The organism is Parabacteroides sp. HGS0025 (assembly GCF_000969845.1).
Classification (GTDB): domain Bacteria; phylum Bacteroidota; class Bacteroidia; order Bacteroidales; family Tannerellaceae; genus Parabacteroides; species Parabacteroides gordonii.
In genome coordinates this window covers 434,719-447,121 of sequence record NZ_KQ033903.1, presented here as the reverse complement: position 1 = coordinate 447,121, position 12,403 = coordinate 434,719, and the positions used below count along the sequence as shown (strand labels likewise).

The window sequence follows — 12,403 nt, the reverse complement described above, 5'->3', positions numbered from 1 at the left end:
ATGAAAGAAAAAGGACTCTATATTAAGTTGATCCCGATCATGCTGGCGTTCTTCGCTATGGGATTTGTGGATCTGGTAGGTATCGCTTCCAACTATGTAAAGGCAGACCTGAACCTGACCGACTCGGAGGCGAATATCTTCCCTTCATTGGTATTCTTCTGGTTCCTGATCTTCTCGGTGCCGACAGGAATGTTGATGAACCGCATCGGACGGAAGAAAACCGTGTTGCTCAGTCTGGTAGTGACTTTCTTTTCACTGCTTCTTCCCATCTTTGGTGACGGTTATACGCTGATGCTGCTTTCTTTCTCTCTGCTGGGTATCGGTAATGCCTTGATGCAGACATCACTTAACCCGTTGTTGTCGAATGTGATCAGTGGCGATAAACTGGCAAGCAGCCTTACGTTCGGCCAGTTTGTGAAAGCGATCGCCTCTTTCCTGGCTCCGTATATCGCCATGTGGGGAGCTACGGCGGCCATCCCTTCCTTCGGTATGGGTTGGCGGATACTTTTCCCGATCTATATGGTGGTAGCCGTCATAGCGGTTCTTCTGCTTGGAGCTACGCAGATAGAAGAGGAGAAGCCGGAAGGGAAGCCCTCTACGTTCGGCGAATGCTTCGCCTTGCTCGGTAAACCGTTTATCCTGTTGTGCTTTATTGGGATCATGTGTCATGTCGGTATCGACGTGGGAACCAACACGACTGCTCCCAAGATATTAATGGAACGTCTGGGAATGGGACTGCACGAAGCTTCGTTTGCAACCAGTCTTTATTTTATTCTCCGTACGATCGGTTGTTTCCTGGGGGCTTTTATCCTGACGCGGATGTCGGCAAAGGTATTTTTCGGTATCAGTGTTCTAATGATGTTGGCGGCTATGGTCGGCCTTTCCATCTTCCAAAGCAAAGAAGTTATATATATATGTATAGGACTGATCGGGTTCGGCAACTCCAATGTGTTCTCCATTATTTTCTCGCAGGCCATCCAATCGATGCCGCAACGCAAGAATGAAATATCCGGCCTGATGATCATGGGCTTGTTCGGCGGAACGATCTTCCCGCTCTTTATGGGCTTCCTGTCGGATGCAATGGCTTCACAGCTGGGAGCGGTGATCGTATTGAGTGTCGGAGTCTTGTACCTGGCTTTCCTCTGCCCGAAGCTGAAGCAATGAGAGTTTCACTTAGGAGAAACACTTGTTTCACCTAAGTGAAACAGTTGTTTCTCCCTGATGAAACAACTCTCGGGATGAATAAACGTACTCCCTATCCGGTACAGTTATGTAAGCGGATAGGGAGTATTCGTTTCCAACACGCTTTATGCTATTGAATTATACCGCTAAAAAAGCAATTAGTTTGTCAGGTTCAAAAACTTTACTACTTTTGTTTATTGAAAAAAACAGAAACAAAAATATAATCAGTTATGGCAGAAATAAAGCAGTATGTACAGGCCGCAGAAGAGAAAATGACGTTTGCGATAGAATATCTCGACGATCAGTTGGCTCACATCCGTGCCGGTAAGGCTAATCCGAAAATCCTTGACAGCGTGAAGGTGCCTTATTACGGAAGTCTTGTTCCTCTAACTAATGTTGCTTCGGTGAATACACCGGATGCAAAAACCATCATCATCACTCCGTGGGAAAAGCCGCTTATCAAGGAGATAGAGAAAGCGATCATGAACTCGGAAGTAGGTATCACTCCTGAAAATAATGGTGAGATTATCCGTCTGGGTATTCCTCCACTGACGGAAGAACGTCGTCGTGCGTTGGCGAAACAATCCAAACAAGAAGCTGAAACTGCTAAGATCAGCGTTCGTAATGCCCGTCGTGATGCTATCGAGTCGATCAAGAAAAGTGTGAAAGCGGATGGTACCCCCGAAGATGTAGCTAAAGATGCTGAAGCGGAAGTACAGAAGATACACGATCGGTTTATCAAAAAAGTAGATGACCTCTACGCTGCTAAAGAAAAAGAAATAATGACAGTATAACTTGTAGGGGCGAAACAATTTTCGCCCTTCTTTTTTATATAAGACAATTAAGAAGGAATGAGAGGACTGGTAATAAAAAATACAGGTAGCTGGTATACCGTGCGTACCGACGATGGCCGTGATGTGGAGAGTAAAGTAAAAGGTAACTTCCGTTTGAAAGAGATCCGCAGCACAAACCCTGTCTCGGTGGGCGATCGTGTCGATATCGATATCAATAATGAAGGCACTGCGTTTATTACCCATATTGAAGACCGGAAGAACTATATAATCCGCCGGGCATCCAATTTGTCGAAACAGTCGCATATCATTGCTGCTAATCTCGATCAGGCAATGCTGATCGTCACTGTCAATTATCCGATTACCACAACTGTTTTTATCGACCGCTTTCTGGCTACTGCCGAAGCTTACCGCGTACCGGTTAAAATGATCTTCAATAAGGTCGACCGTTATAAAGGAGAAGAAAAAGAATATCTTGACGCGATGATGAACCTCTATACTACGATCGGTTATCCCTGCTCTACGCTTTGTGCGAAGACGGGTGAGGGACTGGAGGAGTTGAAGGCTGAACTGAAGGACAAGATCACGCTTTTATCCGGCCATTCGGGGGTCGGTAAGTCTACGATCATTAATAAGCTTGTTCCCGGTGTGAACCTTCGGACGGGCGATATCTCCGAATATCATAATAAAGGGATGCATACCACCACTTTCTCGGAAATGATCCCGTTGCCGGAAGGTGGTTACCTGATCGATACTCCGGGTATCAAGGGCTTCGGTACGATTGAGATGGAGACGGCCGAAATATCCCATTATTTCCCCGAAATATTCAAGTTCTCGGCTGACTGCAAGTTCAGCGACTGCTCACACCGGCATGAACCGGGCTGTGCGGTGCTTAAAGCGCTCGAAGAAAATTACATCAGCGAGTCGCGCTACAAGAGTTACCTCAGTATCCTCGAAGACAAGGAAGAAGGTAAATACCGCGAAGAGTATTGATTATACGGCCGGAAGGCTCATCCCTGTGATCTTACGGTACAGGTCGAGCGCATACACGTCTGTCATTCCTGATATATAATCGAGCACGCATTGTACCTTGCCGTAAGTGGTAGGTGCATTGGTGTCGTACTGTTCCGGTATGCGTTGCAACAGGAGCTTGCTGTAAGCATGGCTCTGGTTCATAACCGCTTCTGTCAGGCTGTCGATGAGGTGGCTGAAGATATGGTAACCGGCCAGTTCGATGTCGAGCACTTCTTTGGCACGATAAATCTTTTTATAAGCCGTTCTGGAACAGGTTTCATAAGCCTCTTTGGCTTTCGTGCTGATTTGCTCGATCAGAGGTGTATTATAGGTGCCGGTAAGTATTCCTTCTTCATTTTCCAGAAAGACGCGTGAACATTCATCTACCAGCAATCCGATGATACAGGAACGGAGATAGGCGATCTGTTCGTTCGTATCGTCTACCATTTTCATCACTTTGATGATGCGCTCGAGGCGTTCTCCTTCAAAGAAGTTCAATAAAAGCTGGATGGCTTCTTCCGTTGTCAGGATATGCAGTTTACAGGCATCCTCGATATCCATGATCTGATAGCAGATATCGTCGGCAGCTTCCACCAGATAGACCAGCGGATAACGGACAAACTTGTTCGCATCTTCCGGATTTTTATTTATTCCCAGTTCTGTAGCTATGCGCAGGTAAGATTCTTCTTCCGACTGGAAGAAACCGAACTTCCCTTTCTTTCCGGAGTAGATCGAAGCATAAGGATATTTTATGATGGAAGCCAATGTGCTGTATGTTAAGGCAAATCCCCCTTTGCGTCTCCCGATAAACTGATGGGTAAGCAGACGCATGGCATTGGCATTTCCCTCGAAATGAAGAAAATCTTCCCAGCGGCCACCGTTAGAACGTATCTCATCTTCCAGGTAACTGCCGTTTCCTTCAGAGAAATAAGCGGAAATGGCTCGTTCGCCCGAGTGTCCGAAAGGAGGGTTTCCCATATCATGTGCCAGGCAGGCGGCAGATACTATGGAACCTATTTCCGGAAAATTGATACTTCCGTCGGGATACTTATGCATTAATCCTTTGGCTACGTTGTTTCCTAATGAACGGCCTACACAGGAAACCTCCAGGCTATGCGTCAAACGGTTATGAACGAAGATACTGCCCGGAAGGGGAAATACCTGCGTTTTATTCTGTAATCTGCGAAAAGGGGAAGAGAAAATTAACCGGTCGTAATCCCGCTGGAAATCAGTACGCTCATGTTTGCGTTCATGATACTCTTCCATTCCGAAACGTTTGCCTGAAAGTAATTGGGTCCAGTTCATAGTTCTGTATTAATGTCTTTTTACAAAGGTAGGTATTTTAGGGGAGAATCGGAGAATAAAGGCTTCAAATAAATGGTAAATGCCATAGTTCTATCAGAACTTATGTAACATTCACATTCCTCCGTCTACAAAACTATGAAATTGTAACAGAACTAAGCAACATTTGTTCGAATAAAGACTTTAAATTTATTTATATTAACATAAATAAAGTATGTCTCCCTACACGCTCTATCTATAATTAACATGAATTTAATATTATCCGCCATAGTTCTGATAGAACTATGTTCTTGTGGCTGGTTAAACCTAGCAAAATGTTAAATCGTTTATTAAACTTAGGATTAAGTATTATGAAATTTTTTATTATTAACTCATCTAAACAATCTAACTTTATGAGGAAGAGCTTTGTTATGTTGATACTATTCTGTATAGGAATATGTACAAATGTGCTATGGGCGCAAAGTAAAGTAAGCGGCGTTGTAATGGACAAAGAACTGAATGAGCCTCTCGCCGGGGTGAATGTTCTGCAAAAAGGTACGACTATCGGTACCGTAACTGATATGGATGGTAATTATTCATTGGAGGTTGATGGTAAAGCTACACTGGTGTTTTCTTATCTTAGTATGAAGACAATTGAGGAACCCGTTAATGGACGTTCCGTTATCAATGTGTCTATGGTTTCCGACTCTGAACAATTGGGTGAAGTTGTCGTAACAGCTTTGGGTATTAAACGTGAATCAAAGACATTGACGTATGCCGCCCAAACGGTAGGGGGAAAGGACTTGAATGAAATCAAGAATGTGAACATGATCAACTCTTTGCAAGGTAAGAGTGCCGGTTTGCAGATCACTCCGAACTCGACGGGTGCCGGTGGTGCTTCAAAGATCTTGTTCCGTGGTAATAAATCTATTAGTGGTAGCAACCAGCCGCTGGTTGTTGTGGATGGTGTGCCTTTGATGATGAATGTATCTACTTCTCAGGTGGATATGGTATATGGTAGCCAGCGTGACGGTGGTGATGCTATGTCGACGATCAACCCGGACGATATTGCTCAGATCACATTGCTGAAAGGTGCTTCTGCTGCTGCTTTGTATGGTGCTGTTGCTGCCAACGGTGCAATTATGATTACCACAAAATCGGCTCAGGCAGGCAAAGTGGCTATCAATGTATCAAGCAATACGACGGTTGAAACAGCCATGTCTCTGCCTAAGTTCCAAAGCTCATACGGTATGAGTGATGAAGGTACTTATAGCTGGGGCAGCAAGTTGTCTTCTAAAGCTCCGAATTATGCAAAAGAATTTTACAGACCGGGTTTCACTACCAACAACTCTATCTCTCTGGCTGGTGGTACTGAAAATATCTCTTCTTATTTCTCTTATGCAAACGTGGCTTCCAACGGTATTATGCCGAAGAACGATTATATGAGTCATAACTTACTGGCAAAAGTAGGTTTCAACCTTTGGCAGAAGGTGCATGTTGACGTAAATGCCCGTTATAACAACCAGCATATTGAGAACCAGGCTATGGCCGGTTTCCTGGGTAACCCGATTACCGGTGCTTATCTGTTCCCGAGAGGGGAAGACTGGAATGGTTATAAGAATAATTTTGAAGTGTATGATCCTTCCTTGAATACAAATGTTCAGAACTGGACAAACCTGGGTCAGGAACAGTTCTCTAACCCGTATTGGATGCTGAACAGACAAACTCCGATATCCGACCGTAACCGTTATGAATTTGGTGGTAGCGTGAAATATGATATTATGGATGGTCTTTCCATTGCCGGACGTTTGCGTTACGAACGTGGTGAAGATAAATTTATCCAGAATGAATATGCTTCCAGTACCGGTGGCCGTAACGCTATGGGACAGATCAAGGATAACCGTGTGTTCAGCGAACAGATGTATGGAGACGTATTGGTTAGCTATAATAAAATATGGGATGAAACTTATTCATTGTCTGTAACGGCTGGTAGCAGTTTCACGAAAACTAATTCTTCCAGTATTGAAATTATTGGTGATGGTGCCAAGTTTTCTGTAGTCGACGGTAAACCGACTGGTAATACTTATTATCCGAATATCTTCTCTCCGGCCAACTATTATAAGACCAGAACGTCTGAATCTTTATCAGAAAAACGTTTGAATTCTGTTTTCGCAACAGCTCAGTTCGGTTACAAAGAAGGTTTGTTCCTGGATGTAACGGCTCGTAATGACTGGTCTTCTGCTTTGGCATTTACCGATGGTGTTTCATTCTTCTATCCGTCTGTCGGTGCAAGTGCTTTGTTAGACAAGTTTATTGATTTCGGTAAGAATGTGGATATGTTCAAGCTCCGTGCTTCTTATTCTATTGTGGGTAACGACGTTCCGGTATTTATGACTAACCTGCGTTATACATTGAAAGATCAAGGTTCTATCACTCCTCCGGAAAAAGCTCCGTTCAAGACATTGAAACCTGAAAAGACAAACTCCCTGGAAGTTGGTTTCGACGGTACATTCTTCCGCAACCGTTTGAATGTGAACCTGACTTATTATAAAACAAACACAAAGAACCAGTTCTTTGCTATCGATGCTCCCTGGGAAACGGGTTTGAGACAGCGTTATGTGAATGCCGGTAATGTGGAAAACTCCGGTTTTGAAGTTGTTTTAGGTTGGTATAATCAGTTCACAGACAATTTCAGCTGGACTACTAACTTTAATTTCGCATATAATACCAATAAGATTAAAGAATTGGTTGACGAATTGCCTGACGGTTTGTCATTGGCTAACTACGGTGGTGCTAAAGTGATCCTGAAAGAAGGCGGACATTATGGTGACCTGTATGTTCGTCAGATCAAAAGAGACGATAGCGGTAAACCTATTGTTGAAAATGGCGCTCCCCAGTTAGGTGGCGACGGTATTGCCGACCTGGAATATGCAGGCGATATGAACGCTAAGGTAAACATGGGTTGGACAAACACATTCCATTATAAAGATTTCACTTTGTCATTCCTGATCGATGCTAAAGTCGGTGGTAAGGTAATGTCGATGACAGAAGCAACATTAGACGGTTGGGGTGTTTCAGAACGCTCAGCTGATGCACGTGATGCAGGACAGGTCATGTTTGAAGGAGTATCTTTTGATCCTCAGAAGTTCTATTCCACAGTCGGTGCAACAAACTTCAACTCACAGTATGCGAATGGTTTGTACATTTATGATGCAACCAACGTACGTTTGCGTGAATTGTCATTCGGTTATACATTCCGTAACTTGTTTGGTGCAGGTAAGAACCTGAATGCTTCCCTGATCGGACGTAACTTATTCTTCTTCTATAAAGATGCTCCGATGGATCCGGAAGTTTCTGCTTCTACAAACAACGGATGGCAGGGATTCGATATGTTCTCATTGCCGACCTCTCGTAGCTTTGGTCTTAATTTAAAACTTAATTTCTAAAACTTAGTTCCTATGAAGATAAATAAATTTTTGACATATACTATCGCTTCAGCTCTTACATTGGCTGCTGGCGGTGTGATGACGGGCTGTACCGATAATTTTGAAGATCTGAACACGAATAAATATGAAGTAGATCCGGACAATTTGCCCTTTGAGTCTCAGTTTGTAGAGCCGATCACTTACGTCTATGCTCCTCAGCAGAACATGTTCCAGTTCTGGACTAACCTGAGCACGGACTTGTTTAGTGGTTATTTCATGACTCCGCACAACTTCGGCGGTAACGGTAATGTCGATTACAAACTGAACCGTGGTTTCTGCGGCGGTATGTATGAAAACTTTAACCTGCATATGTTCAACAATACACGCCGTTTGATCAAGACTTGTGACGAGAAAGGCCTTGTCGATTATGCTGCGATCATGCGTGTGGTTCAGGTGTATGCCTTGTCTACAATGACAGATACTTACGGCCCTGTTGCTTATCAGTCTGTGCTGGATGGAAACGACGTTTCTTTCTACTATGATTCTCAGGAAAGCATTTATAATGCTATGTTTGCATTGCTGGATGAAGCGATAACCGGTTTCAAGAACGGAACGTCCGATGTGGCTAATATGCAACAGTTTGATTACTGGTGCCAGGGTAACCGTGAATTGTGGGTGAAGGTGGCCAATCAATTCAAACTGCGTTTGGCAATGCGTATCGTAAAAGCTAATCCGGGCCTGGCAAAACAGAAAGCCGAAGAAGCTGTAGCTGGTGGTGTATTGACTGCTGCCGATAAGGATATCTTGATCGACCAGGGTTTGAGCAACGAATTGACCCGTATGTTCGAATGGGGTGACTGTGGTGTGAATGCAAACCTGGTTACCATTATGGAAGGTTATAACGATCCGCGTATCGCTCTTTATCTCACAAAGAATACAAGCGATATTAAAGTGGGTGATAATGTAGTTGTTGCTAAAGACTCTAAATATCTGGGTATCCGTGGTGGCTGTAATTTGCCGAACAAACCGAACCAATGGGGTAACTTCTCTAATGTAGTATGTACTTATTCAACTCCTATGCCGGTAATGAAGGCTGCTGAATCTTACTTCCTGCGTGCAGAAGGTGCTTTGCGTGGCTGGAATATGGGTGGAAGTGCCAAGGATCTGTATGAAGAAGGTATCCGTCTTTCTATCAAGAACGAATTGAAATACAAAGGTGTCTATGCCGGTATAACTTCTATCTCTGATGAGGAAATAGATGCCTATATCAATGGTACGACTACTCAGATTGATTTTGTAGACCCGGTTGATGCTCAGAATAGCATTAAGGCTATGAATACTGTTCCCGTAAAATGGAATGATGGTGCCAGCAACGAAGAAAAGCTGCAACGCATCATTACCCAGAAATGGATTGCCAACTTCCCGTTGTCAACAGAAGCATGGGCTGAATATCGCCGTACAGGTTATCCTAAACTGTTCCCTAACCGCGTAAACAGCAGTAACGGTACGATCGATACAGACGAACAGATCCGTCGTTTGATCTATTCAGAAGTGGAAATCAACACGAACAATGAAGAGTTGCAGAAAGGTATCCAGATCTTGAATCAGGAGAACTCCAGCTCTAAGTTTACCGGTGATATCGGTGGTACTCGTGTTTGGTGGGATAAAGCAAACGTTGCAAACTTCTAATTAGTAAAGAAGTTCTGTAATAGATTGAATATAAAAAAGGCTTCCTGCAATTACAGCAGGAAGCCTTTTTGTTTTTGTAATATTGTTGTTCCTATTCAGATGGACGCGGAGTGTCGGAAGCCCAGATCGCTTTTATCGTTTCTTCCTGATTATATCCCAGAGGACAGGCTTTGCTACGGGTGTTTGCCCGGTATGTATTTTGTGTTTCGTTCGGGCAGCAGATACCTCGTAAGCCGGGCATTTCGATATGACCGTTCGGGTCTGCTTGTTTGATCCAGTTCCAGACGTACCAAAGCCATTCGTTCCGGTATGTTTCAGGTTGTTTGGCGTACCAGGATATTTCATCCCAGCCCCACGGGAAGTAAGATGTCGTATCGGCTACGTTGACAGGTTCTTCTTTCCCGTAATTGTCTATTTCCACCAGGTAGGGTAACGATTCGCATGTCCATCCACTGGGCGTAATACATCCCAGGCTCTTTCCGTAGATACCATCCAGATGATTGACGCGCAATTCAGCCCGTTGTGCTTCTCCTGCTTTCACATTTTCCGGTATGGCACAGATGCGCATGGGGAAAGAGTTGAAATCGATCAGGCTTTTACCGTCTTTCAGCATTCCGCCTTTCGGTGTATGTGCGTCCAGAAGCACCCAGTGGCGGCGGGCGTGAGTCGCGGCATAGGTGCGGATATGGTCGATTACCTTCGCCCAATATTCCCGCTTGGGATCGTGCATACCGATAAGTTCGATCTGTCCCAAATGGAAAGCCTCGCAACCGATGTTGATATAAGAACAGGCCAGAAAATGAAACCATAGCTGGGTTTCCGTACGGCTGATATCGGGAACACTGCCTCCTTTGTGCCAGTGATCCACATATTTACCTTCTTTACTCAGCATGTCTTTGTAAGAAAAATTGCGCTTCTCCGGTTTCATACCGTACGACTGGAAGACCCATTCGGGGATAGGGATTGTATTAACATCTTCTGAAATGGCTTCGAACAGGCATCCCTGAAAGATGATATCCGGATCGTAGGCATGTAATTCCTGCGCAATAGCTTGTGCTTTAGACCAGAATCCGGGATCGTTGAGGATACGTTCGTTTTCCCAACGGAAGATTGCCCGGCCTATCAGTTTGGCTCCGGTGTTTTTAATCATACGGATATCGTCCGTACATACTTCTTCGCTGTTTTTCCCTGGAGCTAATACGCAGGAGAGCGTGATGGAACGATCCAGATAGTTTTCCAGTACTTCACGGTCTATTCCATTCCGGTCGAAATGGTAAGCCTTATTTTGTGCATGTATGCAAAGGGGGAATAAGGCTAACAAAATGAGGTGTTTGCAGATTTGTTTCATATAATTCCTGATTATTTCCAAATATAAAGAATAAATCAGGATAATACGGAAACTATTCTAATATTCCTTTTCCTTGACGTACGATCTCGAACTCGTCCGTTGTACAATCTACGACCGTCGACGCTTCGAAACCGCCGAAACCTCCGTCGATCACCAGGTCTACCAGGTTCTCATACTTTTCATGTATCAGTTCCGGATCGGTTGTATATTCGATCATGTCGTCATCGTCGTGTACAGACATGGTCAGGATCGGGTTACCCAGTTCCTTGACAAGTGTACGGATGATGTTATTGTCGGGCACGCGGATACCGACTTCCTTTCTGTTCTTGTATATCTTAGGCAATTCGCTACTTGTCGGAAGAATGAAGGTGAAAGGGCCCGGCAGGTTCTTCTTCATCAGTTTGAATGCCGCGTTGTTCACTTTGGCATATTCGCTCAGGTTTGAAAGATCGTAACAAATGATGGACAGGTTGCTTTTCTGCGGGTTGATACCTTTCATCTGGCAGATCTTTTCGACAGCACGCACATTCAGGGCATCACAACCGATCGCGTAGACCGTGTCGGTCGGATAAATTACCAGACCTCCGTCGCGGAGAACTTCGATAACTTTGTCTATTTCCCTTGGATTGGGATTTTCCGGGTAGATCTTTATTAACATAGCTTTTTTAGTTGGCAGTTGACAAGTGACAGTTGACAGTTAAACAGGAGATCGGTCGGCAGAAAGCCGCGTGCCTGTTGTCTGTCAACTGTTATCTGTCAGCTTTTTACGGTTTTTAGCCGTAAATGATATTACCGTTTTCGTCGGTAAACTCTTCTAATCCTTTGCTGTACTGGTTCATGGCACGAAGGCTCATACCCATACTTGAGAATCCACCGTCGTGATAAAGGTTCTGCATCGTTACCTTACGGGTAAGGTCGGAGAACATTATCACGCAATAGTCTGCACATTCGTCGGCCGTAGCGTTACCCAGCGGGCTCATCTTATCGGAGAAGTCCAGCAGGTGCTCCATACCTTTTACACCGCTACCGGCAGTTGTCATTGTCGGCGACTGAGAGATCGTATTGATACGAACACCCTTCTCGCGTCCATAGATATATCCGAAGCTACGTGCAATCGATTCCAGCAAACTCTTGGCATCCGCCATGTCGTTGTAACCGAAGAAACTACGCTGGGCGGCCACATATGATAAAGCAAGAACGGAACCGCCTTGGGCAATAGCATCCTGCTTTTTAGCTACCTGCAACATCTTATGGAAAGATACGGCAGATATATCCAACGTCTTTTCAAGCATTCCGTAATCCAGATCATCATAAGTACGTTTCTTACGTACGTTCGGACTCATACCGATAGAATGTAATACGAAATCTATTTTACCTCCCAGTATTTCTACTGATTTTGAGAATACCATTTCCAGGTCTTCAACGCTTGTAGCGTCCGCCGGCAATACTTCTGCGTTCAGTTTTTTTGCCAGGGCATCCACTTCGCCCATACGTACGGCAACCGGTGTATTACTTAACGTAATGATTGCACCTTCTTCTACAGCTCTTTCTGCCACCTTCCAGGCGATCGACATCTCATTCAGCGCACCGAAGATAATGCCTCTCTTTCCTTTCAATAAATTATGACTCATACCTTTATTTAATTTATTTACGGCACAAAAGTACATAAAATG

At 44.4% G+C, this 12,403-nt stretch carries 9 protein-coding genes; 5 read left to right on the top strand and 4 right to left on the bottom strand.

Annotated features, from left to right (window positions below):
* The 3 genes from HMPREF1212_RS18920 (at position 1) to rsgA (ending at position 2,966) form a co-directional block, all read left to right on the top strand.
* On the top strand, positions 1–1,164 hold the full coding sequence (locus HMPREF1212_RS18920; protein ID WP_046150682.1) for an MFS transporter: 1,164 nt from the start codon (positions 1–3) through the stop codon (positions 1,162–1,164).
* A 248-nt stretch (positions 1,165–1,412) separates the two neighbouring features.
* Positions 1,413–1,976, top strand: coding sequence for a ribosome recycling factor (frr, locus tag HMPREF1212_RS18915; RefSeq protein WP_046150681.1), 564 nt, complete (start codon positions 1,413–1,415; stop codon positions 1,974–1,976).
* A 57-nt stretch (positions 1,977–2,033) separates the two neighbouring features.
* Positions 2,034–2,966, top strand: coding sequence for a ribosome small subunit-dependent GTPase A (gene rsgA / locus HMPREF1212_RS18910; RefSeq protein WP_046150680.1), 933 nt, complete (start codon positions 2,034–2,036; stop codon positions 2,964–2,966).
* On the opposite strand, the gene dgt is transcribed toward rsgA, so the two are convergent.
* Positions 2,967–4,292, bottom strand: coding sequence for a dGTP triphosphohydrolase (gene dgt, locus HMPREF1212_RS18905; RefSeq protein WP_046150679.1), 1,326 nt, complete (start codon positions 4,290–4,292; stop codon positions 2,967–2,969).
* Between the two features lie 389 nt (positions 4,293–4,681).
* Between dgt and HMPREF1212_RS18900 the strand changes: the two genes are divergently transcribed.
* A complete protein-coding gene (locus HMPREF1212_RS18900) occupies positions 4,682–7,714 on the top strand; it encodes a SusC/RagA family TonB-linked outer membrane protein (protein WP_046150678.1) in 3,033 nt (1,010 codons plus the stop codon).
* Positions 7,715–7,726: 12 nt separating this feature from the next.
* Positions 7,727–9,382: a SusD/RagB family nutrient-binding outer membrane lipoprotein gene (locus HMPREF1212_RS18895; RefSeq protein ID WP_046150677.1), complete on the top strand. Its 1,656-nt coding sequence runs from the start codon at positions 7,727–7,729 to the stop codon at positions 9,380–9,382.
* A gap of 91 nt (positions 9,383–9,473) precedes the next feature.
* Here HMPREF1212_RS18895 and HMPREF1212_RS18890 read toward each other — a convergent pair whose 3' ends face one another.
* The 3 genes from HMPREF1212_RS18890 to HMPREF1212_RS18880 all read right to left on the bottom strand — a co-directional run bounded on the left by HMPREF1212_RS18890 (position 9,474) and on the right by HMPREF1212_RS18880 (position 12,361).
* Positions 9,474–10,730: a hypothetical protein gene (locus HMPREF1212_RS18890; RefSeq protein WP_046150676.1), complete on the bottom strand. Its 1,257-nt coding sequence runs from the start codon at positions 10,728–10,730 to the stop codon at positions 9,474–9,476.
* Between the two features lie 52 nt (positions 10,731–10,782).
* The gene (locus tag HMPREF1212_RS18885) at positions 10,783–11,388 is read right to left on the bottom strand and encodes an L-threonylcarbamoyladenylate synthase (protein WP_028727195.1); all 606 of its coding nucleotides are present in this window, start codon (positions 11,386–11,388) and stop codon (positions 10,783–10,785) included.
* 115 nt (positions 11,389–11,503) lie between these two features.
* Entirely contained in the window at positions 11,504–12,361 is an 858-nt protein-coding gene (locus tag HMPREF1212_RS18880; protein ID WP_046151235.1) for an enoyl-ACP reductase FabI, read from the bottom strand.
* Between the last annotated feature and the right edge of the window lie 42 nt (positions 12,362–12,403).